This is a genomic window from Glycomyces sp. NPDC049804 (assembly GCF_040674615.1).
Lineage (GTDB): Bacteria > Actinomycetota > Actinomycetes > Mycobacteriales > Micromonosporaceae > Glycomyces > Glycomyces niveus.
The window spans coordinates 380,842-405,228 of record NZ_JBFAMQ010000004.1; the positions used below are offsets into that span (position 1 = coordinate 380,842).

24 protein-coding genes and 1 riboswitch are annotated in these 24,387 nt (G+C 72.3%); of the genes, 13 read left to right on the forward strand and 11 right to left on the reverse strand.

Annotated elements, in window-relative coordinates:
* Nucleotides 1-57: 57 nt before the first annotated feature.
* From AB0K52_RS08695 to AB0K52_RS08710, 4 genes are all read left to right on the forward strand, one after another.
* Nucleotides 58-996: a DMT family transporter gene (locus AB0K52_RS08695; protein ID WP_363528170.1), complete on the forward strand. Its 939-nt coding sequence runs from the start codon at nt 58-60 to the stop codon at nt 994-996.
* Between the two features lie 82 nt (nt 997-1,078).
* The gene (locus tag AB0K52_RS08700) at nt 1,079-1,357 is read left to right on the forward strand and encodes a hypothetical protein (protein WP_363528173.1); all 279 of its coding nucleotides are present in this window, start codon (nt 1,079-1,081) and stop codon (nt 1,355-1,357) included.
* 376 nt (nt 1,358-1,733) lie between these two features.
* On the forward strand, nt 1,734-2,525 hold the full coding sequence (locus AB0K52_RS08705) for an SGNH/GDSL hydrolase family protein (RefSeq protein ID WP_363528176.1): 792 nt from the start codon (nt 1,734-1,736) through the stop codon (nt 2,523-2,525).
* A 182-nt stretch (nt 2,526-2,707) separates the two neighbouring features.
* Nucleotides 2,708-3,487 (forward strand): SGNH/GDSL hydrolase family protein, encoded by a 780-nt coding sequence (locus tag AB0K52_RS08710; protein ID WP_363528179.1) that lies wholly within the window; start codon nt 2,708-2,710, stop codon nt 3,485-3,487.
* A 61-nt stretch (nt 3,488-3,548) separates the two neighbouring features.
* Here the strand turns inward: AB0K52_RS08710 and AB0K52_RS08715 are convergent, their stop codons facing one another.
* Complete coding sequence (locus tag AB0K52_RS08715) at nt 3,549-3,779, reverse strand: hypothetical protein (RefSeq protein WP_363528182.1); 231 nt, start codon at nt 3,777-3,779, stop codon at nt 3,549-3,551.
* 105 nt (nt 3,780-3,884) lie between these two features.
* A complete protein-coding gene (locus AB0K52_RS08720) occupies nt 3,885-5,993 on the reverse strand; it encodes a DEAD/DEAH box helicase (protein WP_363528184.1) in 2,109 nt (702 codons plus the stop codon).
* A 56-nt stretch (nt 5,994-6,049) separates the two neighbouring features.
* Here AB0K52_RS08720 and AB0K52_RS08725 point away from each other — a divergent pair, with 56 nt between their 5' ends.
* Complete coding sequence (locus AB0K52_RS08725; RefSeq protein ID WP_363528187.1) at nt 6,050-6,643, forward strand: DUF1349 domain-containing protein; 594 nt, start codon at nt 6,050-6,052, stop codon at nt 6,641-6,643.
* A 96-nt stretch (nt 6,644-6,739) separates the two neighbouring features.
* On the opposite strand, the gene AB0K52_RS08730 is transcribed toward AB0K52_RS08725, so the two are convergent.
* Nucleotides 6,740-7,117, reverse strand: a complete 378-nt coding sequence (locus AB0K52_RS08730; RefSeq protein ID WP_363528190.1) for an MGMT family protein — start codon at nt 7,115-7,117, stop codon at nt 6,740-6,742.
* A 98-nt stretch (nt 7,118-7,215) separates the two neighbouring features.
* A riboswitch (TPP riboswitch) is annotated at nt 7,216-7,318 on the forward strand.
* A 31-nt stretch (nt 7,319-7,349) separates the two neighbouring features.
* On the opposite strand from AB0K52_RS08730, the gene AB0K52_RS08735 reads away from it, so the two are divergent.
* The 3 genes from AB0K52_RS08735 to AB0K52_RS08745 are packed head-to-tail and all read left to right on the forward strand — an operon-like array spanning nt 7,350 to nt 10,190.
* Complete coding sequence (locus tag AB0K52_RS08735; RefSeq protein WP_363528193.1) at nt 7,350-7,952, forward strand: ECF transporter S component; 603 nt, start codon at nt 7,350-7,352, stop codon at nt 7,950-7,952.
* Nucleotides 7,953-7,959: 7 nt separating this feature from the next.
* Nucleotides 7,960-9,399, forward strand: a complete 1,440-nt coding sequence (locus AB0K52_RS08740) for an ATP-binding cassette domain-containing protein (protein ID WP_363528195.1) — start codon at nt 7,960-7,962, stop codon at nt 9,397-9,399.
* Nucleotides 9,396-10,190 carry an energy-coupling factor transporter transmembrane component T gene (locus tag AB0K52_RS08745; RefSeq protein ID WP_363528198.1) on the forward strand — a complete coding sequence of 265 codons (795 nt, stop codon included), beginning with the start codon at nt 9,396-9,398 and terminating at the stop codon, nt 10,188-10,190. Before AB0K52_RS08740 ends, AB0K52_RS08745 begins: the two co-directional genes overlap by 4 nt.
* Before the next feature lie 89 nt (nt 10,191-10,279).
* On the opposite strand, the gene AB0K52_RS08750 is transcribed toward AB0K52_RS08745, so the two are convergent.
* Nucleotides 10,280-12,238, reverse strand: a complete 1,959-nt coding sequence (locus tag AB0K52_RS08750; RefSeq protein WP_363528201.1) for a hypothetical protein — start codon at nt 12,236-12,238, stop codon at nt 10,280-10,282.
* 246 nt (nt 12,239-12,484) lie between these two features.
* Here AB0K52_RS08750 and AB0K52_RS08755 point away from each other — a divergent pair, with 246 nt between their 5' ends.
* Complete coding sequence (locus AB0K52_RS08755; protein WP_363528203.1) at nt 12,485-13,177, forward strand: MBL fold metallo-hydrolase; 693 nt, start codon at nt 12,485-12,487, stop codon at nt 13,175-13,177.
* 92 nt (nt 13,178-13,269) lie between these two features.
* Here AB0K52_RS08755 and AB0K52_RS08760 read toward each other — a convergent pair whose 3' ends face one another.
* Entirely contained in the window at nt 13,270-15,093 is a 1,824-nt protein-coding gene (locus tag AB0K52_RS08760) for an ABC transporter ATP-binding protein (RefSeq protein WP_363528206.1), read from the reverse strand.
* 11 nt (nt 15,094-15,104) lie between these two features.
* Nucleotides 15,105-16,904 carry an ABC transporter ATP-binding protein gene (locus tag AB0K52_RS08765; protein WP_363528209.1) on the reverse strand — a complete coding sequence of 600 codons (1,800 nt, stop codon included), beginning with the start codon at nt 16,902-16,904 and terminating at the stop codon, nt 15,105-15,107.
* A 78-nt stretch (nt 16,905-16,982) separates the two neighbouring features.
* Here AB0K52_RS08765 and AB0K52_RS08770 point away from each other — a divergent pair, with 78 nt between their 5' ends.
* Both AB0K52_RS08770 and AB0K52_RS08775 read left to right on the forward strand, forming a co-directional pair.
* The gene (locus tag AB0K52_RS08770; protein WP_363528212.1) at nt 16,983-17,795 is read left to right on the forward strand and encodes a TetR/AcrR family transcriptional regulator; all 813 of its coding nucleotides are present in this window, start codon (nt 16,983-16,985) and stop codon (nt 17,793-17,795) included.
* A 51-nt stretch (nt 17,796-17,846) separates the two neighbouring features.
* Nucleotides 17,847-18,467: a VOC family protein gene (locus AB0K52_RS08775; protein WP_363528215.1), complete on the forward strand. Its 621-nt coding sequence runs from the start codon at nt 17,847-17,849 to the stop codon at nt 18,465-18,467.
* 47 nt (nt 18,468-18,514) lie between these two features.
* On the opposite strand, the gene AB0K52_RS08780 is transcribed toward AB0K52_RS08775, so the two are convergent.
* The 3 genes from AB0K52_RS08780 to AB0K52_RS08790 all read right to left on the reverse strand — a co-directional run bounded on the left by AB0K52_RS08780 (nt 18,515) and on the right by AB0K52_RS08790 (nt 21,105).
* A complete protein-coding gene (locus AB0K52_RS08780) occupies nt 18,515-19,471 on the reverse strand; it encodes an intradiol ring-cleavage dioxygenase (RefSeq protein ID WP_363528218.1) in 957 nt (318 codons plus the stop codon).
* A gap of 104 nt (nt 19,472-19,575) precedes the next feature.
* The gene (locus AB0K52_RS08785) at nt 19,576-20,406 is read right to left on the reverse strand and encodes a class I SAM-dependent methyltransferase (protein WP_363528221.1); all 831 of its coding nucleotides are present in this window, start codon (nt 20,404-20,406) and stop codon (nt 19,576-19,578) included.
* Between the two features lie 45 nt (nt 20,407-20,451).
* A complete protein-coding gene (locus AB0K52_RS08790) occupies nt 20,452-21,105 on the reverse strand; it encodes a GNAT family N-acetyltransferase (RefSeq protein WP_363528224.1) in 654 nt (217 codons plus the stop codon).
* Nucleotides 21,106-21,241: 136 nt separating this feature from the next.
* On the opposite strand from AB0K52_RS08790, the gene AB0K52_RS08795 reads away from it, so the two are divergent.
* Nucleotides 21,242-21,814, forward strand: coding sequence for a DNA-3-methyladenine glycosylase I (locus tag AB0K52_RS08795; RefSeq protein WP_363528227.1), 573 nt, complete (start codon nt 21,242-21,244; stop codon nt 21,812-21,814).
* Here AB0K52_RS08795 and AB0K52_RS08800 read toward each other — a convergent pair.
* Entirely contained in the window at nt 21,811-22,839 is a 1,029-nt protein-coding gene (locus tag AB0K52_RS08800) for a LacI family DNA-binding transcriptional regulator (RefSeq protein WP_363528229.1), read from the reverse strand. The genes AB0K52_RS08795 and AB0K52_RS08800 overlap by 4 nt on opposite strands.
* A 94-nt stretch (nt 22,840-22,933) precedes the next feature.
* Nucleotides 22,934-23,278 carry a hypothetical protein gene (locus AB0K52_RS08805; RefSeq protein ID WP_363528232.1) on the reverse strand — a complete coding sequence of 115 codons (345 nt, stop codon included), beginning with the start codon at nt 23,276-23,278 and terminating at the stop codon, nt 22,934-22,936.
* Between the two features lie 220 nt (nt 23,279-23,498).
* Between AB0K52_RS08805 and AB0K52_RS08810 the strand changes: the two genes are divergently transcribed.
* Nucleotides 23,499-24,287, forward strand: coding sequence for an inositol monophosphatase family protein (locus AB0K52_RS08810; protein ID WP_363528234.1), 789 nt, complete (start codon nt 23,499-23,501; stop codon nt 24,285-24,287).
* Nucleotides 24,288-24,387: the final 100 nt, after the last annotated feature.

Below are 24,387 nucleotides of genomic sequence, written 5' to 3' on the forward strand. Positions count from 1 at the left end.
CAGGAGCGCCCGCCCACCAAAGCCGCCCGCCAGCCCCACCATGAGGAGCCGCCCCCCGTGAGCGACAAATTCCACCCCCGCGCCGCCATCGCCATCGGCATCACCGTCCTGTGCTGGGCCTCGGCCTTCGTCTCCATCCGCGACGCCGGCCGCCACCTCGACCCCGGCCCCCTGACCCTCGGCCGCGCCGGCGTCGCCGCCGTCGTCCTCCTCGCCGTCTGGGCCCTCCGCCGCGAAGGCCTCCCCAAACGCGCCGCCTGGCCCGGCATCCTCACCGCCGGCGTCCTCTGGTTCGGCCTCTACATGGTCGCCCTCAACTGGGGCGAGCAGCTCGTCGACGCCGGCACCGCCGCGCTCATCGTCAACATCGGGCCGATCCTCATCGCCCTGCTCGGCGGCTGGCTCCTCAAAGAAGGCTTCCCGCCCCGCCTCTTCCTCGGCATCGCCGTCTCCTTCGCGGGCGTCGCCGTCGTCAGCCTCTCCATGTCACGCGACGGCGCCTCCTCGGTCCTCGGCGTCCTCCTGTGCCTCGTCTCCGCGATCACCTACGCCGTCAGCGTCGTCGTCCAGAAACCCACCCTGAAGCACTGCACCTCGCTCCAGTTCACCGCCTTCGGCAACGCCGTCGCCGCGGTCCTGTGCCTGCCCTTCGCCCCGCTCCTGTTCTCCCAGTTGGGATCGGCCCCGGCCTCGGCCACGCTCCACGTGCTCTACCTCGGCCTGTTCCCGACCGCGCTGGCATTCCTCACCTGGGGCTACGCCCTGCGCTTCACCACCGCGGGCAAGCTCGGCGCCACGACCTACGTCGTCCCGGCGATCGTGGTCGGACTCTCGTGGCTGTTCCTCTCCGAGATCCCGACCTGGCTGACCCTCGGCGGCGGCGCGCTGGCGCTCGTCGGCGTGGCGATCTCGCGCTCGCGCGGCAAGGCGTCGGACACGGCTCCGAAGCCGCCGGTCGAGGCGACCGACACCGCGGCCCCGGCGGCGAAGGCCTAACGCCTCCGAGCGCTCCGCGAGGCGGTCGAGGCGGGCCTTCCAGTCGGCCTTGGCGGCCGCGACCTCCTCGGCGGAGCCGAGCTTGGCGATCTCGACCTGCACGGCGGTCTTGGCCTCGGCCTTCGCGGTGAGGTTCGCCAGGACGCGGCTGCCGTCCGAGGCGTCGAACCGCACCGACTTCGGCGGGGACGCGCTGCGCTGGGTCAGCGTGAGGTCGTCGAGCCAGCCGGCCTGCGCGACCGGGTCCGCCAGCTGTTCGAACACGGCCGCTATCGAGGCGGACACGGTCTTGGAGGCGTTGGCGCTGAACGTCCCGTCGGGGCGCTCGCCCGGTTCGCGCAGGCCGCGCTCCTGCTCGTAGCCGACGGTGATGGACTGCGCCCACCAGCCGTCGACCTCGAACTCGCTCACCAGCATCCGCGCGATCGCGGTGTGGTCGAGCTCGGCCGCGCCGCGCTCGTCGAGGAGGGCCAGCCAGGTTCGCCAGTCCGCTCCGGTCCCCTCGATGAGGGCCTGGTCGGACATGGTCTGGCGGCGCGGCGACGTCGGTGCACCCATGGCTCCAGCGTAGGGGAGGACTGCGGCGCGGGCGCCGCAGTCCCGCGAGAATCGCGGCCCGGCGCCGGGTCCCGCTCCCACCGTCGCGTCACTTTTCACCATCTCTGGCGGTTTACGACGTGATTCGTATTGTTCGGGCGTTACCGTTCCTCGACGATCCCGATCGGAACGGAGTCCGCATGATCCCTGCCCGCCTCGCGGCCGCGGCCCTCGCCGCCACCGCCGCATTCGCCCTCCTGCCCGCCGCCGCGGCCCACGCCGAGTTCGACCCCGTCCGCTATGTCGCGCTGGGGGACTCGTACTCTTCGGGCACCGGCACGGGCGACTACTTCGACCCGGCTTGCCGCCGCTCGGCCAAGGCCTACCCGCAGCTGCTCGCGGACGGGCTCAACGCCGAGTTCACGTTCGAGGCATGCTCGGGCGCGAGGACCGCGGACCTCCTCTCGACGCAGCTCGGCTCGCTCGACGCGGAGACCGACATCGTCACGGTCACGATCGGCGGCAACGACATCGGATGGGCCGAGGCCGTCAAGGCCTGCCTCACGCCGCTCGCGGACTGCACTGACGAGATCGAGGACTCCGAACGGCTCGTCCAGCTCCACCTGCCCGGGCTCCTCGACGGCGCGTACGGCGCGATCGCGAACCGCGCGCCGAACGCGGACGTCTACGTGCTGGGCTACCCGCGCCTGTTCAACGGCGCGAGCGCCTGCGGCGCGCTCAGGCAGCCGAGCGTCACCGAGCAGCTGCTCATGAACGAGGCCGCCGATCGCCTCGCCGGGGTCATCCGGAACAAGGCCGAGGAGCACGACTTCACCTATGTGGACGTGCGCCGCGCCTTCGAAGGGCATGCCGTCTGCGACGACGTCGCCTACCTCAACGGCCTGGCCTACCCGCCGTCCGAGTCCTACCATCCGAACGCGATGGGCCACCAGAACGGCTACTACCCGGCGGTCGCCCGCGCGATCCTCTAAAAAGGCATGTCGGCGGGGCGGCGCGACCGCCCCGCCGACCGGTTGCGACACTTGCGATCATGGCCTGATATAGAACGAGATATGTAAAGTTCCCGATTTGTGATGGTGAAGGGGTTCCCTTCAAGTTACTGGCGAGTTCACAATGAGCGGCAAGTCAACGACGACTCGCAAAGGAACTCCCCATGCACCGACTTCCCCGGGCGGTCCTCACCGCCGCCGCGACCCTCGCCCTCCTCGCCGCCCCCGCCGCGGCCCAAGCGCAGGAACCCGTCGACTACGTCGCCCTCGGCGACTCCTACTCGTCGGGCTCGGGCGCCGGCCCCTACACCGACGCCGCCTGCCAGCGCTCGACCAAGGCCCACCCCTCGCTCCTCGCCGGGGAGCTCGGGGCCGAGCTGACCTTCGTCGCCTGCGGCGGCGCGACCACCGACGACGTGCTCGCCGGGCAGGTCCAGGCGCTCGACGCCGGGACCGACCTGGTGACGATCGGCATCGGCGGCAACGACATCGGCTGGACCGAGGCGATCACGGCGTGCATCACCCCGTTCCAGAACTGCCACCCGGCGATCGAGGAGGCCGAGCGCAAGGCCACTGAGGAGCTGCCGGCGAAGCTCGACGCGGTGTACACCGAGATCGAGACCCGCGCGCCCGACGCGGAGGTGCTCGTGACGGGGTACCCGCGGCTGTTCGCGGCGCGGAACACCTGCGACGCGTTCGGTTCGATCAGCGTCGCGGAGCAGCAGCGCATGAACGCGGGCGCGGACCTGCTCTCGGCGGTGATCCAGGAGGCGGCCGCCGCGCACGGGTTCGCCTATGTGGACGTGCGCGACGAGTTCACCGGGCACGAGGTGTGCTCGGCGGCGCCGTGGCTGCACGGCTTCACGGTGACGGACGTGCCGTACCACCCGAAGGCGTCGGGCCACAGCGGCGGCTACCTGCCGGCGCTGCTCGGCGCGCTCTAGCGGCTCGCACACGGGTCCGGCGGACATCGCCGGACCCGTTGCGCGCGTGGGAGGCGGTCGGTCAGACCCAGTACGTCAGGTAGAGGTCCCAGCCGGCTTCCTGCTGCTCGCAGTAGTAGCCGTCGGCGTTGCCGCTGCCGACTGTCGTCTTGCCGACCGAGTGGCACTCCGCCTTCGTCGTGTAGGTGTCGTGGTAGACCGGGTAGCCGTCAGCGGCCGCGGCGGCGGGCGCCGCGCCCGCGGCGAGCGCCAGGCCCGCGAACGCGGCTGCCGTGATGGTGCGAATCTTCATGTGCGCCTGCTTCCTTGATAGGAGTCCTCCACTGCTGCACCCGATGTTCGACCATCACGGCCCGAATGTCCAGATCCCTTGCGGCCCTGAGTCCTCCAGTGGTGCTCAGGCCTGCAGTGCGAGCACGAGCGGGTACACCGCGGCCGCCCCGGCCTCGCGCAGCCGCATCGCCGCCACGGTCATCGACCAGCCGCTGTCGCGGAGGTCGTCGACGAGGAGCACGCTCGAGGCCGGCACGGGGAAGTCCACCGTGAACGCGTGCAGCACCTGCTGGAGCCGCTGGGCGCTGTTGGCGCGGTGCATGCCCGCGCCGGTGTCCGAGGCGCGGCCGAGCGCGCCCAGGTACTCCATGCGGCCGAGGCGCGCGATGCGCTCGGCGAGCCCGTCGACCAGCCGCGGGCGCGAGAGCGAGCCCATCGAGACGACCGCGGTGGGCCGGTCGGCCCAGTCCCAGGACGCCAGCACCTGCACCACCGCTTTGAACACGTCCTCGGGGACCTCCCGGTCCGCGCCGTCGGCCAGGAGTTCGCGCAGCGGGCCGCCCCAGCCGATGTCGGAGAGCCGCGCGAGCGCCCGGCCCGGCTCGGCGCCCGACCCGACCGGGATCTTCCCCTTCAGATCGATGCCGATGGCCTGCAATCCGGTGGGCCACATTCGCTTCGGCTCGAACGGCACGCCCGGCTTCGACAGCGCCGCCGCCGCGCCCGCGGCGGCCTCGTCCGAGACGCCCGCCTCGGTGCGGGTGCCGGTGCAGTTGTCGCAGCGGCCGCACGGCGCGGCCTCGGCGTCGTCGAGCTCCCGGCGCAGGAACTCGAGCCGGCATTCGGGCGTGGCCTCGTAGGCGAGCATCCGCCGCTGCTCGTGCTTGCGGGCCGCCTCGACCTTCGCGTACCGCTCGGCGTCGTAGGCCCACGGCTGCCCGGTGGCCTCCCAGCCGCCCTTGACGCGGCGCACCGCGCCGTCCACGTCGAGCACTTTGAGCATCATCTCGAGCCGGGTGCGGCGCAGGTCGACCCGCGTCTCGAGCGCCGCGGTCGACAGCGCCCGGCCCTCGGCGGCGAGCACGTCGAGCGTGCGGCGCACCGCCTCCTCGGACGGGAAGGCGAGCGACCCGAAGTAGTCCCAGATCGCGCGGTCCTCGCTGCCGGGCAGGAGGACCACCTCGGCGCGGTCGCGGGCGCGGCCGGCGCGGCCGATCTGCTGGTAGTACGCGACGGGGGAGGAGGGCGCTCCCAAGTGGACGACGAAGCCGAGGTCGGGCTTGTCGAAGCCCATGCCGAGGGCGCTGGTGGCCACCAGCGCTTTGATGCGGTTGCCGAGCAGTTCCTCCTCGCGCTCAAGGCGTTCGGCGTTCTCGGTGCGGCCGGTGTAGGAGGCGACGGCGTGGCCGCGCGAGGCGAGGTAGTCGCTGACCTCCTCGGCGGCGGCCACGGTGAGCGTGTAGACGATGCCCGAGCCGTCCATGCGGGGCAGCTGCTCGTCGAGCCAGGCGAGGCGGTGGGCGTTGTCGGGCATGTCCGCCACCGAGAGGCGCAGGGACTCGCGGTCGAGGCTGCCGCGCAGGACGAGCGTCGCCGAGTCCTGCTTGTCGAGCTGCTCGGCGATGTCGTCTGAGACGCGGGCGTTCGCGGTGGCGGTGGTGGCAAGGACCGGGACGCTGCCGGGCAGGTCGTCGATGAAGGTGGCGATGCGCCGGTAGTCGGGGCGGAAGTCGTGGCCCCAGTCGGAGATGCAGTGGGCCTCGTCGACGACGAGGAGGCCGCACCCGGCGGCGAGTTTCGGCAGCTGGTAGTCGCGGAAGGCGGGGTTGTTGAGGCGTTCGGGACTGATGAGGAGCACGTCGACGGCGTCCTCGGCGATGGCCTCGGCGATCGCGTCCCAGTCCTCGGGGTTGGCCGAGTTGATGGTGCGGGCGCGCACCCCCGCGCGCTCGGCGGCCTCGATCTGGTTGCGCATGAGCGCGAGCAGCGGCGAGACGATCACGGTGGGGCCGGCGCCGCGGCGGCGCAGGAGCGAGGTGGCCGTGAAGTACACCGCGGACTTGCCGAACCCGGTGCGCTGCACCAGGAGCACGCGGCTGCCGGTGCCGTCGGGCCGCTTCTCGCAGAGGGCCTCGATGGCCCGCCACTGGTCCGGGCGCAGCCGCGCCTGCTCGCCCGCGAGAGCGCGCAGCAGTGTCTCGGCTTCGTCTCTGAGCGTCGCTGTTCCTGCCATAAGGACCGTTGTACCGCACTGGTGTGACGGCCCGCGGCGGCAGTAGGCTCGGGGCGATGGACATTGCGGCACCGATCGAGATCATGTGGAAGTCCGGCGCCTGGACGGCGCTGCCGGTCGCGGCGGAGGAGTCGGGTGGCAGACTGCTCGTCACCGCCGCCGAGGGCAGCGACGCGTGGCGGCACACCGGTTACGGCTTCGTCCACGAGGACGAGCACGCGCTCCTGGAGGGCTGGGACCGCGCCCGCGCGGTCGAAGTGAGCTTCATCGCCTCGTTCGAGGCGCAGTTCGACCAGGCGGGGCTCATGGTCCGCGTCGACGCCGAGCACTGGATCAAGGCCGGGGTCGAGTTCGCCGACGGCGCACCGCAAGTGGGCGCCGTGGTCACGGCGGGCAAGTCGGACTGGTCGGTCGCGCCCGTGCCCGAGTGGGCGGGCCGCGAGGTCACCATCCGCGCCAGCCGCTTCGAGGACGCGGTCGTCATCCGGGCCCGTGTCGAAGACGAGCCCTGGCGGCTCGTCCGCCTCGCCCCCCTCGCCCCCGAGGCCGAAGTGCAGGCGGGACCGTACTGCTGCGCGCCGAGTCGAGCGGGCCTCACGGTCGCGTTCACCTCGTGGCGGCTCACCGAACCGGACGCGGCGCTGCACTGAGGCCGACTCACGTCTTGTGCGAGGCGGCGATGTCATACCCGGCGGGTATTTTTGCGCCAGGGGTCCCTTAGGCCGGAAATATGCTGATTTAGCGGGTTATTTCCAGTCTTCTTCGTCATCGGGTGCCGGCTCGTCCTCGTCGAGTTCGGCGGCGAGGAGCTTGAGGTCGTAGACCGACATGCGCTGGGACTGGTCGGCGCGGCCCTTGGCGGTCACGGTCACGCCGTCGGCGCGGAGGAGGTCGGGCACGTCGCGCCCCGTGCGGCCGTCGGCCCAGCGGAAGCCCTCCGAGACCGTGCCGCCCGCCGTGAGGACCCGGTAGGCCCGGGTGACGTTCCCGTCCCGCATGTAGGCGCCGACCTGCCGCGGGCCCGTGCCGATCAGCTCCGCGAGGTCGCCGTAGGAGGTCCAGGTGCCCTCCGGCAGCGCCTCGACGACCCGCCGCACCCGCTCCCAATCCCGTTCAGTCGTCACCACGGCAATCTACAAGCCCCGCACCGGCGCGCCCGGAGGCGTCCGGCGCCACCAGGCGGGATCGCTTCGGATAACGACCCGTCGCCTGGTGTTAACGTCGAAGTTGACAGGGGAGCCGATGGGCTGAGAGTGCGGAACCGACCGCAGACCCTCACACCTGATCCGGGTAATACCGGCGTAGGAAGTCGTCGCCGCTGTCGCGCAATGCCCGCACCACCCGAAAGGCAAGCCCATGCCCGACAGCCCCGCCCTCGCCGACCCGCGCCGCTGGCGCACCGTCGACATCCTCACCTGCGCCGTCCTCGCCGTCGCCTTCGGCGTCGTCTTCTGGGCCTGGAACTTCGCCTGGGCCGGACTCGAGCCCGCCCTCGCGTTCCTGCCCCCGCTCAAGGGCATCCTGTACGGCGTCTGGCTCATCCCCGCCGTCCTCGCCCCGCTCATCGTCCGCCGCGCCGGCGCCGGACTGCTCACCGAAGGCCTCGCCGCGACCGTCTCCATGCTCCTCGGCTCCTTCTGGGGACTCCTCATCGTCTTCCAGGGCCTCGTGCAGGGCCTCGGCGGCGAACTCGCCTTCGCCGCCGGACGCTACCGCCGCTTCGGCACCCTGACCGCCGTCGCCTCCGGCGCGCTCGCCGCGCTCGGCGCGACCCTCTTCGACGTCATCGCCTACTACCCGACCTTCGACCTGTGGGCCTACAAGGTCCCCTACATCGCGTCCGCCATGGTCTCGGGCGGCATCGTCGCCGGGCTCGGCTCCCAGGCCCTCGTCAAGGCCATGCTGCCCACCGGCGTCCTCGACCGCTTCCCGTCCGGACGCGAACGCCAGCGGGTCTGACGCCGCCATGGTCCCGGTCGAGTTCCGCGGCTTCGCCTGGCGCCACGCCGGACGCCGCGCCCAGGCGGTCGCGGACGTCGACCTCCGCATCGAAGCCGGCGAGCGGGTGCTCCTGCTCGGCCCCTCCGGGTCGGGCAAGTCCACCCTGCTCGCCGCGCTCGCCGGACTCCTCACCGAGGACTCCGGCGAGCAGGACGGCGACGTCCTCGTCGACGGCAAGCCCGCCGCCGAGCAGCAGGGCCGCGTCGGCATCCTCTTCCAGGACCCCGAGACGCAGCTCGTCATGGCCCGCAGCGGCGACGACGTCGCCTTCGGCCTCGAGAACCAGGCCGTGCCCCGCGACCGGATCTGGCCCCGCGTCCGCGAAGCCCTCGCATCCGTGGGCTTCCCCTACGGCCCCGAACGCCCCACCCACGCCCTCTCCGGCGGCGAGCAGCAGCGCCTCGCCCTCGCCGGCGTCCTCGCCCGCAGGCCCGAGCTGATCCTCCTCGACGAGCCCACCGCGAACCTCGACCCCGAAGGCGCGCAAGAGGTCCGCCGAGCCCTGCGGGCCGCCCTCGCCGACACCGAAGCCACCCTCGTCGTCGTCGAGCACCGCGTCGCCGACATCCTCGACCTGGTCGACCGCGTCATCGCCCTCGGACCTGGCGGCGTTCTCATCGCAGACGGGCCCGCCGAGGCCGTCCTCACCCGGCACGGCGACCACCTCGCCGCCCAAGGCGTCTGGGTCCCCGGCGTGCCCCTCCCCACCCGGCCCGCCCCCGCCCCGGGGGACACCGCGCTGCGCGGCGAATCGCTCGCGCTCCTCCACCCCGGCGCCGCCCGGCCCGCCCTCGACGACGTCTCCTTCGAACTGCGCCAAGGCGAACTGCTCGCCGTCACCGGACCCAACGGCTCCGGCAAGTCCACCCTCGCGCTCCTCGCCGGCGGCCTCGCCAAGCCCACGAGCGGCCGCGCCACCGTCCCCGGCGAGACCCGGCCCCTCCACCGGCTCCCCGCCCGCCGCCTCGCCACCCGCGTCGGCTCCGTCTTCCAGGACCCCGAGCACCAGTTCGTCACCGCCACGGTCCGCGACGAACTCGCCTTCGGCCCCCGCCAAGCGGGCTGGCCGAAAGACCGGATCGACGCCCGCGTCGACGAACTCCTCGAACGACTCCGCCTGGCGCCCTTGGCGAACGCCAACCCCCACACCCTCTCCGGCGGCGAGGCCCGCCGCCTCTCCGTCGCCGGTGCCCTCGCCGCCGCGCCCGGCGTGCTCCTGCTCGACGAACCCACCTTCGGCCAGGATCGCCGCACCTGGGGCGAACTCGTCGACCTCACCGCCGACATCCGCGACGAAGGCACCGCGATCCTCGCCGTCACCCACGACCGCGACTTCGCCGCCGCCCTCGCCGGACGCGAACTCGTCCTCACCGCCGGCCGCATCGCCGAGGAGCGCCGACCGTGACCCTCACCCTCGCACCCGTCTGCGACGCCCGCGCCCCCATCGCCCGCGCCAATCCCGTCGCGAAGCTCGCCGCCGCGTTCGCCGTCTCCGTCACCGCGCTCGTCGCCGCCGACTGGCTCACCCCGCTGCTCCTGCTCGCCGCCCTCCTCGCGGTCCTCCCGTTCACCGGCATCCGCCCCGCCGAACTCGCCCGCCGCCTGCGCTGGCTCTGGTTCGCCGCCGCCGCGGTCGTCCTCGTCAACGCCGTCTTCGCCGCCGAGCAGACCGGCCGGATCCTCATCGACTACGGCCCCTTGGAGATCAGCACCGGCGCGCTCCTCGGCGGCACCGCCATCGGACTGCGCGTCTGCGTCGCCGCCACCGCCGGCGTCCTCGGCTTCGCCACCACCGACCCCACCGACCTCGCCGACGCCCTCACCCAGCAGCTCCGCGCCCCCGCCCGGTTCACGATCGGCGCGCTGGCCGCCCTGCGCCTGCTGCCGCTCCTCGCCGCCGAATGGCGGCAGATCACCAGCGCCCGCCGCGCCCGCGGCCTCGAAGGCGGCCGCAACCCCGTGCGACGCGCGCGCCTGTTCGCCTCGACCATGTTCGCGCTGCTCGTCGGCGCGATCCGCCGGGCGGGCCGGCTCGCCGCCGCCATGGACGCGCGGGGATTCGACGCCGGGATCCCGCGGACCCACGCCCGCGAGCAGCGCATGCGACCCGCCGACTGGACGCTCATCGCGCTGGCCGCCGTCGCAGCGGGCGCGGCCGTCGCGGTCAGCGCCGCAGCCGGGGTCTTCACGGTCTGAAGCGCCGCCGACGGACAACACCCTGTCCGTCGGCGGCGCGCCTCACCGGGAGGCGGCGGGGAATGGTCGCCCCGCCCTGGCGAGGGGTCCTACCGCAGGCCCCACGCCCGGATCGTCGTCAGCGCGAACTCCGTTCCGGCCGTGTCGGTCCCGGTGAACCGGGTGGAGACGGACTCGGCGCCCTCGGGGTGGTCGAGGGTGGCGGTGAACGCGGTGCCGTCACCGTCGATCGCGACCTCGGTCCAGGTCGCGCCGTCGTCGTAGGACACCGCGAACGCCAGCTCCTCCACCGCGACCTCGGCGAGCCCGTACCCGGCCACGGCCAGCGCGACCTCTTGCGCCGCAGCCGCATCGGCGGCCCCGTTCGCCACGCCCTCGGCCTCCAGCAGGACCGCCGGCAGCATGACGCCGCTGTCCTCGCCCGGAGCCGAGTCGAAGGTCCAGCTCATCGCGGACTCGGTGGCGTACAGTCCCGTGTCCGTGCCGCGGGACGCCTGCACGTCGAGGGTGTACCGCGCCGATTCGCCCGCGGGCAGGTCGAAACCGAAGCCGGTGAAGAGGTCGGACTCGCCGAGCGCTTCGCCGTCCCGGCTCAGCGTCACCGAACCGGTGTAGCCGGTCCACTGGAGTTCGCCGCCCGCGTACGTCGCCGCCGGGAACACGCCGCCGCTGAGGTTGTCGAACTCCTCGTCGATGTTGAACCGGTCCACGCTCGGCACGCCCGCGGCCAGGGCCGCGCCGCCCACGGTTCGGTCGCTCTCGCCCGCCGGCAGCGCGATCGTGTCCTCCCACATGGAGAAGCCTTCGACGAGGTCGTAGTTCTCGGTGAGGCCGACTTTGAGGTCGCGGGTCCACACCGCCGGTTCGGCCGTGTAGAGCATGGTCCGCTGGGAGGGCGCGGTGAACTCCTCGGCGATGCAGAACAAGGCGCCCTGCTCTTCGGAGAGCTCCGGGTAGTCGCACTGGCGGGCGGGGACGTCGACGCCCCAGCCCTGGTAGTCGGTGTGCTCGATCGCGAGTTCGGCGTCGCTCACGGCGAACTGCGTCGCCGCCGGGTACCCGCTGCCGCCGAAGGCCAGGTGGTAGGTGTACGGGTCCTCGGCGCCGCCGCCGGTGAGTTCGGGTTGGTACAGGAACTCGTACTCGTAGCCGTCGGTCTCGGGTTCGGGCAGCAGGTAGGCGTCGGTGGAGCCGTCGAACCATTCGAACTGGCCCGAGTGCTGGTGCTCGTTCTCGGCGTCGGCCGCGACGACGAATTCGCTCACCTCGGCGTCGGCGCGGTCGACCTCGACGCCGATCGGCTCGGCCGCGGCGGCGTCCACGGAGACCCGGACCGCCTTGGAGCCGACGGTGAACGCGGTGTACCCGAACGTCGCCTCGCCGCGCGCGTCCTCTCCTGCGGCGTTCCAGGCCAGGGTGGAGAGCAGGTAGTCCCCGGCGGGGAGTTCGACCGTGGCGGTGCCGTTCTCGTCGAGGACGATCTCGCCGTAGTCCTCGCTGTCGGCGCTGGCCCACTCGATGAGGGCGTTCTCGGGCGCGTCGCCGGACCGGTCGCGCACGGTCACGGTCACCGTCTGGGTCGCCGCGGCCGCGTCCACGAGCGCGCCGGCCGCATCGCCCGCGGGTGCGAGCGCCTCGTAGGCCCGGCCGTCAAGGCCGTCCAGCTCGGACTCGGTCAGGGCGGCGGCGTCGGCGACGCCGTGTTCGAGGAGCCGCGTGACGTTGTAGCGGCGCGCGTCCTCCTCACCGGACTGGAGGGCCGCGGCCTGGTCGGCGGGGACGACCACGACGTCGCCGGAGCCGTCGCGGGCGGTGCGGCCGATGAAGCCGACGTGCTCGCGGCCTTCAGCCGGGACGATCTCCAGCGCGCCGCCCGCCCACTGCCGCACGGTGTCGCCGGTCGGGAGGGTCACCGACTCGACCGCGAGGGCCGTCTCGGGTGCCGCGCCGGGCTCTGGGGTCGCGTTGGCGAAGGTGGTCGCCGCGGCGGCCGCGCCCGCCGCGAGGGCTGCCGCCGCAGCCGCCGCGACGTAGCGTCGCTTTCTCATGTTCGCTCCTTTTGCAAGGGTTCGACCGGATCGGTTGACCCGTCGTATGCATCGACGCGGCCGCCGGATCGCCCGGTTGCCGATCCGCGAACGTGAGGTTTTGACCGCTTTCTGCATCGGCCGATCGACCTGCACAGCACTGCCCGAACGGATGAAGTTCCTTGGTCAGAAGGGGGACCGGCCGCTTGCACGGTCCATCGCCCGAACGGTGCGCGCCGCAGCGGCCGCGGGTTCCACGGTGGCCCCATGCGATTCACCGAGTCCGGCCACTCCTGCATCCGCCTCGACACCGGCCGGGGCGTCATCGTCGTCGACCCCGGCGTTTTCTCCGACCCGGCGGCCCTCGACGGGGCCGACGCCGTCTTCATCACCCACGAGCACCCCGACCACTGCGACGCCGACGCCGTCCGGGCCCTTCGCCGCGCCCGCCCTGACGTCCCCGTCTACGGGCCGGCCGCCATCGCCTCGGCCCTCGGCGACCTGTCCTTCACCGCCGTCAACGCCGGCGACGCGATCCCGGCGGCGGGCACCGAGGTCAAGGTCTTCGGCGAACGCCACGCCGTCATCCACCCCGACCTCCCGCTCGTGCAGAACGTCGCGTTCTTCGTCGACGGCCTCTACCACCCCGGCGACTCCCTCACCGTCCCCGACCAGCCGGTGCGAACCCTCCTCGTGCCCGTCGCCGCGCCCTGGCTCAAGCTCGCCGAGGCGATCGACTTCGCCCGCGGCATCGACGCTCCCGCCGTCCATCCCGTCCACGACGCCGTCCTCAGCGACATAGGCCGCGCCCTGCCCGGCCGCCTGTTCCCGCTCCTGGTCGGCGACGCTCACCGCCGCATCGAGAACGGCGACACCGCCACCGTCTTAGCACCGTTCCGGGACTGCCCGGGCGCGACCTGGCGTTGCCCTGAACTGTCCGCAAAGTCCGGAATCAAATAGGACTTTCGACCGCAGGCGCGCGGCGGCGCCCCGAGCGCATCACTCGGGACGCCGCCGCGTTTCTCGGGCCCTGGTCTAGTTCCTTGCTCCGGTCAGCGCGTCCGTCCTGCGCGCGCCTCCTCCTCGATGGCGGGCTGCGCGAACTGGGCCTCGTAGAGCCGCGCGTACGCCCCGCCCGAGGCGAGCAGCGCGTCGTGGTCGCCCTGCTCCACGACCCGGCCGTGCTCCATCACCACGATCACGTCGGCGTCGCGGATCGTCGAGAGCCGGTGGGCGATAACGAAACTCGTGCGCCCCTGCCGCAGTGCGACCATGCCCTGCTGCACCAGCATCTCGGTGCGGGTGTCGACCGAGCTCGTGGCCTCGTCGAGGATGAGGATCGACGGGTCGATCAGGAACGCCCGCGCGATCGTCACCAGCTGCCGCTCACCGGCGCTCAAGCTCCCCTCCTCCGCGCCGACCACCGTGTCGTAGCCGTCCGGGAGCGTCCGGATGAAGTGGTCCGCGTGCGCCGCCGACGCGGCCGCCACCACCTCCTCGCGGGTGGCCTCGGGCCTGCCGTACGCGATGTTCTCGGCGATCGTGCCGTCGAACAGCCACGTGTCCTGCAGGACCATGCCGATGCGCCGCCGCATCCGCTCGCGCTCGACCGTCGAGACGTCGACCCCGTCGACCGTGATCCGGCCCGCGTCCAGGTCGTAGAAGCGCATGAGCAGGTTGACGAGCGTGGTCTTGCCCGCGCCCGTGGGGCCCACGATCGCCACCGTCTGGCCCGGCTCGGCCGAGAGCCACAGGTGCTCGATCAGGGGCTCGTCCTCCAGATACCGGAACGACACGTCCTCGAACGCGACCCTGCCCCGCACCGACTCCAGCGCGCCGCCCGGGCCGACCGGGTCCGGCCGCTGCTCCTCGGCGTCGAGGAACTCGAACACCCGCTCGCCCGAGGCGACCGCGGACTGGATCTGCCCGAACATGCCCGCGAGCATGTTGAGCGGGTTCGAGAACTGCCCGGTGTACTGGATGAACGCCTGGATCTGCCCGAAGGTGAGCACCGCCGCCGCGACCTGCAGCCCGCCGACCACGGCCACGAGCACGTACGTGACCGAGCCGAGGAACGCCATCGCCGGGCCGAGCAGGCCCGCCACCCACTGGGCGCGCACCGTGTTCTCGTACAGCTCCTCGTTGTGCGCCTTGAACTTCGCCGCGCCCTGGGCCTGGCGGCCGAAGAGCGTCACCAGCTGGTGCCCGGTGATCATCTCCTCCACGTGCCCGTTGAGCCTGCCCGTCGTCGCCCACTGCTTCGCGAACCGCGGCTGGCTCCGCTTGCCGATCACCCGCGCCGCCAGCACCGTGAGCGGCATCGTCAGCAGCACGACCACCGTCAGCAGCGGGGAGATCGTGAGCATCATGATCGGCACGCCGACGAGGAACAGCAGCCCCTGCACGATCCGCTGGGTCACCTGCCCCACGGTCTGCGTCAGGTTGTCGATGTCGTTCGTGACCCGCGAGAGCACCTCGCCGCGCGAACGGGAGTCGAAGTACCCCAGCGGGAGCGCCGTGATCTTCCGGTCGGCCTCCGCGCGCAGCTCGAACGCCATCTCCTGCGCGAGCTTCGCGATCGTGCGGCCGTTGGCCACGGTGATGGCGAACGTCGCCAGCGCCAGCGCCACCGCGAGACCGAGCATTCGGGCCAGCGCCGAGAAGTCGAGGCCCTCGCCGGAGGCGGCCCCGTCGATCACGAGGTCCGTGGCGCGACCGAGCACGGTCGGGATCGAGAGCATCCCGGCGACCATGAGCACCCCGAACCCGATCACCGAGGCGAGGCGGAAGGGGTTGCGCCGCAGCAGGTCGAGGATGCGGCGGACGGTGCCGCGGAAGTCCGCGGCCTTCGTGGAGCCCGGTCCCCCCGGCCTCATGCCCATCATGGTCACAGCGCCTCCTGAAGGGTGAGTTGGGAGTTGACGATCTCGGCGTATACGGCGTTGGTCGCCAGGAGCTCCTCGTGGGTGCCGGTGCCGGCGACGCGGCCGGCGTCGAGCACGACGATCCGGTCGGCGTCGCGGATGGTCGAGACCCGCTGGGCCACGATCACCTGCGCGGCATCGGCGATGTCGTGGGCGAGCGCGGCCCGCAGGGCGGCGTCGGTCGCGGTGTCGAGCGCGGAGAAGGAGTCGTCGAAGAGGTAGACCTTGGGGCGCGCCACCAGGGTGCGGGCGATGGCGAGGCGCTGGCGCTGGCCGCCGGAGACGGTGGTGCCGCCCTGGCCGATGACGGTCTCGAGGCCGTCGGGCATGGCGCGCACGAACTCGGCGGCCTGGGCGGTCTCGAGGGCGCGCCAGAGGTCGGCGTCGCTCGCGTCGGGGTCGCCGTAGCGGAGGTTGGAGGCGACGGTGCCGGAGAACAGGTAGGCGCGCTGGGGGACGAGTCCGATGGTGCGGGCGATGAGCGCGCGGTCCATCTCGCGGACGTCGACGCCGTCGACGCGCACCGATCCGGCGTCGACGTCGAAGAGGCGGGGGATGAGGTGGAGGAGGGTGGTCTTGCCCGCGCCGGTGGAGCCGATGACGGCGGTGGTCTGGCCGGGCCGGGCGATGAGGTCGACGCCGCGGAGGACGGCCTCTTCGGCGCCGGCGTACCGGAAGGTGACGCCCTTGACCTCGAGTTCGCCGAGGCCGGCGAGTTCGGTGACGGGGGCGGCGGGGTCCGCGATGCCCGGGGCGGTGTCGAGGACTTCGCGGATGCGCCCGGCGGCGACCTTGGCGCGCGGGGCCATCATGAACACGCCCATGGACATCATGACCGCGCCGAGGATCATGCCGGCGTAGGTGAGGAAGGCGATGAGGTCGCCGATCTGCATGGTGCCGTTGGCGATGCGTCCGGCGCCGATCCAGACGATGGCGATCGAGGTGAGGTTGCCGGCCATCATCGCGGTGGCGCCGAAGAAGGCCTGGACGCGCCCGACTCGGAGGGACGCCTCGGTGAGTTCGGTGTTGGCCTCGTTGAAGCGGCGCTGCTCGTGGTCGTCGCGGACGAAGGCGCGGATGACGCGGATGCCGGTGATGTGCTCGCGCATGACGCGGTTGATGCCGTCGATGCACCGCTGCATGACGCGGCTGGCGGGGACCATCGCGATGACGATGAAGGCGATGGCGACGGCCACGACCGGGATGGCGGCGAGGAGCACGCCGGTCATGGGCACGTCGAGGCTGAGGGCGAGCGCGAGGCCGCCGAAGGCGGCGATGGGCGCGGTGAGCAGCAGGGTGAGGGCCATGACGAGCATGGTCACGACCTGGGTGATGTCGTTGGTGGCGCGGGTGATGAGGGAGGGAGCGCCGAAGCGGTCCATTTCGGCGGCGGAGAACCGCTGCACCTGGGTGAAGAGGTCGGCGCGGAGGTCGCGGCCGAGGCCCATGGCGGTGCGGGCGCCGTAGTAGACGGCGAAGCCGGAGGCGGTGATCTGGACGAGGGTGACGGCGAGCATGAACGCGCCGTGGCGCAGCACGTAGCCGGTGTCGCCGGTGGCGACGCCGTGGTTGACCAGGTCGGCGTTGAGGGTCGGCACGTAGAGGGACGCGACGGTGCCGATGATCTGGAGGACGACGGTGAGGGCGAGGGTGCGGCGGTGGGGGCGCAGGTATTCGGCGAGGAGCCGGACGACCGAGGCCTCGGGTGAGGCCTCCTCGTCCGGCTTCCCGGGTGCTGGGGGTGCGGGTGGTCTTCCTGTCATGTCGTCGAGGATAGCAGTAGAATTTGACCGGGTACAAGTTTTTTCTCGGCTCACATTTTGATCTGGTACAGTAAAGGAGTGGAGCACAAGGCCGGACTGCGCGAGCGCAAGAAGAACGCGACCTGGGAGCTGTTGCGCAAGACCGCCCTCGACCTGTTCGAGGCGAGCGGCTTCGAGGACGTGTCCGTCGCCGAGATCGCGGCCGCCGCCGAGGTCTCCAAGGCCACGGTCTTCAACTACTTCCCCGCGAAGGAAGACCTCGTCATCGGCGGCATGAAGCACCACACCGGCGACGCCGCCCGGATCGTGCGCGAACGCCCCAAGGGCCAGACCCCGCACGAGGCCCTCTGCGGCCACTACCTCCGCCTGCTCGAGCGCCGCGCGCCCCAGGTGGGGCTCTCGGACCACCCGGTGTTCCTGCGCGTCCAGCGCCTCCTGGCCGCCACCCCGTCCCTGTTCATCAAGGCCATGGACTACCGCCGCCAGGCTGCGGTCCAGCTCGCCGAGGCGCTGATGGAGGAGGGCCACACGCCGCTCACCTCGCGCCTGGTCGCCTCCCAGCTCCTGCACACCCAGCACATCCTCGTCGAGGGCAACGTCCGGCGGCTGCTCGCCGGCGACCCGGTCGAGGCGATCCACGAGGAGGCCGTGACCGCCGCCGAGCACGCGTTCGGGCTCCTCGAGCACGGCATCGGCGACCTCATGCGCCGCGAGAGCGACCCGCCCGCGCCCGACCCCGCGTACGGCCCGGACGGCTGCCGCCTGGAGTACCACATGCACCGCGCCGAGTCGGAAGTGCGCGAAGCCGTCGAGAGGGTCATGAACAGGCCCGCCGACCCTGAACCCCTCAACGACGCGCTGCAGACCCTCGTCGATCCGCAGCGCCCCTGAGCCGCGACGCACCCGTTACGCCAGTGGCGCACGGTGACTAAACTGCGGCCTATGTCCTCACTCGACCACCTCGTCCTCGCCACGCCCGACCTCGCGGCCACGGTCGCCGAAGTCACGCGCCTCACCGGGACCCGACCGGTCCCCGGCGGCGTGCACCCGGGCCTGGGCACCAGGAACTTCCTGCTCGGCCTCGGCGAGGGCGCCTACCTCGAGATCATCGGCCCCGACCCCGAGCAGGGCGCGCCCGAGGGGCCGCGCCCCTTCGGGATCGACGGTCTCAGCGAGGCCCGCCTCGCGACCTGGGCGATCCGCGTCGAGGACATCGACGCCGCCGTCGCCGCCTCCCGCCAGGCCGGGTACGACCCGGGCGAGCCGCGCGACATGTCGCGCCGGACCCCCGGCGGCGAGCAGCTCTCGTGGCGCCTCACCATGGACGCCGAGCGCGGCCAGACCGGGCTCGTCCCCTTCCTCATCGACTGGGGCCGCGCCGCCCACCCCGCGGCGAACCTGCCGGTGGTGCCGCTCGTCGGCCTCGAAGCCCTCCACCCGCACCCCGAGCGCATCGAACCGCACCTCACCGCCGTCGGCGCGAAACTCCCCGTCAAGGCCGGCAACCGGCCCTCGCTGGCGGCCACCGTCTTCGGCCAGTCCGGACTCGTCGTCCTGCACTGACGCGAACGACGACGAAGGCCGCCCCCGCCACGGGAGCGGCCTCTCTCCTAGTCGCCGGACGGCGGCTCCCCGCCCGGGGCCTCGCCGCCGCCGCCCCCGCTGCCGGACGGCGCTGCACCGCCGCCGCCCGCCTCCGTGGACGTGTCGACACCGATCGCCAGTGTGATCGTGTACCCGCCCGCCACATCGCCGCTCACGGTCCCCATCTGGGACTCGCCGCCGTCGTCGCTGAAGACGTTGTCCGACTCCAGGGAGATCCGCGCCAGGTGCTCCACCGAGGCCTCATACCCCTCCTCCCGGTACACCGTGTCGCACACGTCCTCGGGGAACGCCAGCTGCGAGGTCGCGATCGCGTTCGCGCTGTCGGCGATCGACGCCTCGTCCGGGTACACCTCGAAGTGCACGTGCGGCCACCGGCCCGAGTAGCAGCCCGGGAAGACCGTCGTGAACGACACGACCCCGTCGGCGTCCGCGACCTGCACGCCCCGCAGGAAGTTCTCGCTCTCCAGGCCCTCGCCGTACATCGAGTACTCGCCCTCGCGCGTGCAGTGCCACGCGTAGACCGCCACCCCCTCGAACGGCGTGTTCCCGTTCGCCATGTCGTACACCGTGAACTGCATCGTCAGCGGCACCCCCTCCGCCGTCGCGCTGCCGGTGCCGAAGCTCGACCTGATGTCCTCGCGCACGATCCCGCTCTCCTCGAGCACGTCGGGACCGTTCGAGCCGTCGCCCGGATACGGGCCCGCGGTCTCCTCGGGTATCTCGGTGAGCTCCCCGGCCGCACCCGTGCCCGCGCTGGTCGTGCTCTCGCTCGTGGTCCCGCCGTTCGAGGTCGTGCACGCCGCCAGCCCCAGCGCCGCCGCGCCGGCCCCGGCGAAGAGCACCCCGCGCCGGCTCAGCAGGGTCCCGATGTCGAATCGCAGGCCCTGATCGACCAGCTCCTCGTCCGGCTTCGCCAGCGGGCGGCCCTCGTACGTCGGCGTTCCCTCGTGCTTCGCGGTCACAACCCGCTCCTCTCACCTTGTCGTCCCGCCATTCTTCAGACGGAACATCTCCGCACCGCTGGGAACGGGATGAGAGAAGCCTCGGAAACCGGAGCGCGACAGTCTTAGGGCCGGGACGCCTTCAGCGAGTACATCAGCGGCAGCCGCGGCCGCCCCTCGGGCAGCCGGAACATCCCGTCCTCGCCCCGCACGAGCTCGGGGAACTGCTGGAACACCGTCACATCGTGCTCGTGCAGGAACTCCAGCCGCAGCCCGGTCGCGCAGATCGCCGAGACGATGTCGCCCATCGTGTGCAGCCGGGCGAAGCTCAGGTTGTCGACCGTCTCCGCCTCGATATCGACGTACGAGCCCGGCTCGTCCGTCACCAGCGGCTCGGGTCGGAAGTAGTCCTCCACGACCTCCGTCGTGCTGTGCCACCCGAAGACCTGCAGGAACGGGTGGAACTCCGCCAGGTACAGGAACCCGCCCGGCGCGACCAGCGACGCGGCCGTCTCGGCCCAGCGCCAGAGGTCCGGCAGCCAGTACAGCGCCCCGATCCCGGTGTAGACGATGTCGTAGTCCTCGTCGGGCAGCGAGGCGGCGGCCTCGTACACGTCCGAGACCACGAACTCGGCGCGGTCGGCGAGCCCGACGTCGGCCGCCAGGTCCCGGGCGACGTCGATCGCGGGCTTCGAGAAGTCGAGCCCCACCACCTTCGACGCGCCCCGCCGCGCCCATGAGAGCGTGTCCTGCCCCATGTGGCACTGCAGGTGCACGAGCCGCTTCCCGGTCACGTCGCCGACCTCGGCGGCCTCGAAGCCCCGGATCTCGTCGCGCCCCGCGCGGAACCCCGCCTGGTCGTAGAGGGCGCTCGCCGCGTGGATCGGGACGCGCTCGTCCCACATGGCCCGGTTGGCCTCGATCCACTGCTCCCGGTCCGCCGATTCGCTCGTCATGGGCACACTCTCGCAGCGGAACCGGGCGCCCGCAAGCGAATTGGCTCAGGCGCCCTTGCTGCGCGCGCCGGGGAAGTCGGACACGAACGACCAGCCCAGGTGCTCGTAGAGCGCCCGGCCCGCGTCGCTGCCGACGAGGAGCCCGAACCGCATGCCCTGCGCGTGCCCGCTCGCGGTCAGCGCGCGCATCATGAGCGAGCCGATGCCGCGGCGCTGGTGGGCGGGGGCGGTGACGACCTTGTCGAAGACGCCGAAGTCGCCGTCGCGGCCCATGCGGGCCGACCCGGCGAGGTCGCCGTTGCGGTGGAAGACGCGGGCGACGGTGAGCGGGCCGTCGGTCTCGATGACGAGGCGGTAATCCGCGGCGACCGCGTAGGACGCTGGGGCGAACACGGCGGTCATGAGGTGGCCGGCGTCGTCCATCGTCCACGACGAAGGCACGATGGAAGCGAGGAGATCGCCGGGTCCGGCGATCATGACCTGGTGGCCCGGCTCGTCGAGCCGCGCCGCGGCGGCGGCCAGGGACTCGGGCGTGTAGGTGTGGAAGACCTTGCGGACCTCGGCGCTCGGAGGCCCGACCGCGACCCGGAAGCCGCCCTCGATCTGCTCGGGCGGGGCGGTGACCCGCGAGTGGGCGCGCCCGCGTCCCCAGGCCATGACGAGTTCGGGCAGGGCGTGGCCGGTGGGTGAGGCGGGCATGGGGGCTCCTTCGCAGCGGGGACGCCCACGACTCTATTGCAAGTACTTTGCAATAAGAGGGTCGGGGTCGGCGGGACGGGATTGTCGGTGGCGGCGCGTACGCTCGGGGCGATCGGCAGAGGGACGGGAGTGAGCGGTGGGCGATGCGGTTGCCGGTGAGGTCGACGGGCTGGCGAGGTGCCCTTGGGGCGCGGCCCCGGAGATCTACCGGGAGTACCACGACCAGGAGTGGGGGCGCCCGGTCAGGGGCGATGACGCCCTGTTCGAGCGGGTGAGCCTGGAGGCCTTCCAGTCGGGGCTCTCGTGGCTGGTGATCCTGCGCAAGCGCGAGGCCTTCCGGAAGGCCTTCGAGGGCTTCGCGATCGTGAAGGTCGCCGCGTTCACCGAGGCCGACGCGGAGCGGCTCCTCGCCGACGAGGGCATCGTGCGCAACCGCCTCAAGATCGACGCCACCATCGCGAACGCCAAGGCCGCCGCGGACCTTGACGGCGGGCTCAGCGACCTCGTGTGGTCGTTCGCGCCCGAGCGGCGTGCGCGGCCGAAGCGGATCGCGGACGTGCCCGCGGTGACGCCCGAGTCGACCGCGCTCTCCAAGGCGCTCAAGAAGCGCGGCTTCAAGTTCGTGGGACCGACCACGGCGTACGCGATGATGCAGGCCGTCGGCATGGTCGACGACCACCTCGCCGACTGCCACGTGCCCGCGGCCTAACCGGCCGAGGCGGTGGAGCCCCTGACGACGACCCGGCACTGCACGGTGCGGACGCCGCGGCCGTGCTCGGCGTCGATCGCCTCGAACAGGGCCCTGGCCGCCGCGCGGCCGAGCTCCTCGAGGTTCTGGTCCACGCTGGTCAGCTGCGGTCGCGCGCCCGTGGCGAGCACGTCCCAGTTGTCGAAGCCCATCACCGCCACGTCCTCGGGGACGCGGCGGCCGCGTTCGCGCAGCGTGTCCAGCACGCCGCGGGCCACCTGGTCCGAGCCGCACAGGACCGCGTCCACCTCGGGCTCGCGGTCGAGCAGCATCCCGGCCGCCGCGCGGCCCCAGCCCTCTTCCCAAGCGCCGTAGGCGACTTCGCCGACGAGTTCGAGCCCGGCCGCGTCGAGCGCGGCCTGCGCGCCCGCTGCGCGGTCGAGCGCGGCGCTGAAGTGCCGGTCGCCGGTGATGTGCGCGATCCTGGTGCGCCCGCAGGCGATCAGGTGCTCGACGGCCATGCGGCCGGCGCTCACGTTGTCGGGCACGATCGAGAGGTCCCCGGGCGCTTCGGAAGGCGCGTACGCGTACACCACCGGCACGTCCACGGCGGCGGCCAGCGGCGGCCGCGGGTTCGTGGAGGAGCCCACCACGATGAGCCCGTCCACGCGGCGGCTCAACAGGGCCTGCACGTGGTGGCGCTCCCGAATGGCGTCGCCCCGCGCGTCGCACAGGAACACCGAGACCTGGCCCGCGCCGAACGCGTCCTCCGCGCCCATGAGGATCGGGAGGCTGAAGCGGCCCACCAGGTCCGAGGTGAGGAGCCCGACCGTGCCGGTGCGCCCGGCGAGGAGCCCGCGGGCGAGCGAGTTGGGGGAGAACGAGAGTTGCGCGGCCGCCTCGAGGACCCGCTCGCGGGTCTGGGCGTGCACGTGGTTGCGGCCGTTGAGCGCCTTTGAGGCCGTGGCCACCGAGACACCCGCCAGGCGGGCCACATCGGACAGCGTGGCGGCGCGCGTGCCGCGCGGCGCGGGGGTTCGGGCCACTCGTCCTCCTTCTACCGGAGCCCGGGCCGGGACCGCCGCCGCGGCGGCCGGCGCTGCTGCGGGCTGCCCCGACTGTAGCCGACCTGCTGAAATCTCATCGGATCGGCTTTCGGGCACCAGCCCGGCTCGGATTCATTTCGATCAGTGCATCGGCATTGCCGTGGCGCGTTTCGATGGCTTCGGTGGCGGTGCGGTGCCGAAAAGCTTTTCTGATCATTTCGGCGTCACGGCACGCCCCGCCTCCTTCCCCGGGGCAGGCAATGGGCATGCCGAGGACGTGGCGGAACTCACGGTGGAGGCTTTGGTGGCGATAGTCGAGCGGGACGGCCGGAAATTCGTGTCCGCGCAGGTCCGCGCCCGCGACGACGGCTGGCCGCACGGTCCCGCCGCGGCCCAGGCGGAGGGCGAGTCCGCCGAGGTCGCGCTCATTCCGTTCCACCGCAGGGCTACTCGCGGCCCCGCTCCGACGCGGGTGTGGCCCCCGACCGGCTGACCGGATTGGGCCGGTGTACCCCGGAATGCGGGGACACCGGCCCGTCTCGTGCGGCGCTTCGGAAATTTCCGGCGGATCGTCGCACCGGGAGTCCAAGTGCCGCATGGCCTTGCACCTTTAGGATGAGGTCCGTCGGGTGGGTCGGACGGAGACGAGGAACCGAATAATGAGCGAGCTGCTGGAATTCCTGGGCACGGCCGAGCAGGCGGCCGAGACGGCGGTGGCGGTGATCCGGGCGGGGATCGGACGCGAGCGCTCGATCAGCGGCAAGGGCGACCGCGATTTCGCGACGGACCTCGACTACGCCGCGGAAGACGCGGTCCGCGCGTTCCTCGAACGTGAGACGCCGGAGATCCCGCTGCTGGGAGAGGAGCGGGGCCGCACGGGCGACACCGAATCGCATTACGAATGGGTGCTCGACCCGATCGACGGGACCATCAACTTCGCGCACGGCTCGCCGATGTTCGGCGTCTCGCTCGCACTGGTGCGCAACGGCATGCCGGTCGTGGGCGTCGTCCACGCCCCCGTGTCCGAAGAGCGGTTCAGCGCCGCCCTCGGCCACGGCGCGGCCCTGAACAAGCAGGCGCTGCACACCACCGGACCGTCCCGGCTCTCCGAGGCCGTGGTCGCCATGGGGGACTTCTCGGTCGGCCCCGACGCGGACAAGCGCAATCTCCGCCGCCTCGCCACCCTGCAGCGGCTCGTGCCGAAGGTGCAGCGCATCCGGATGCTCGGCACGGCTGCACTCGACATGTGCTGGCTCGCGGCGGGCCGCGTGGACGCGGTCTTCCACGAGCGCGTGAACCTCTGGGACGTGGCCGCCGGGACCGTGATCTGCCGCGAGGCCGGCGTGCTCGTCACCGACCTCGACGGCGTGGACTACGGCGACGGCGCCCTCTCGGTGCTCGCCGCCGTCCCCCCGATCCACCGGGCGCTGCTCGCCGAACTGGCGTAACCCCCAAGACACGCCGGCGCCCGCCTCCTGAGACCTGGAGGCGGGCGTCTTGCCGTGCAACGCCTACGAGCGAGCGCCTGCTCGCCCGTCCTCACGCGGC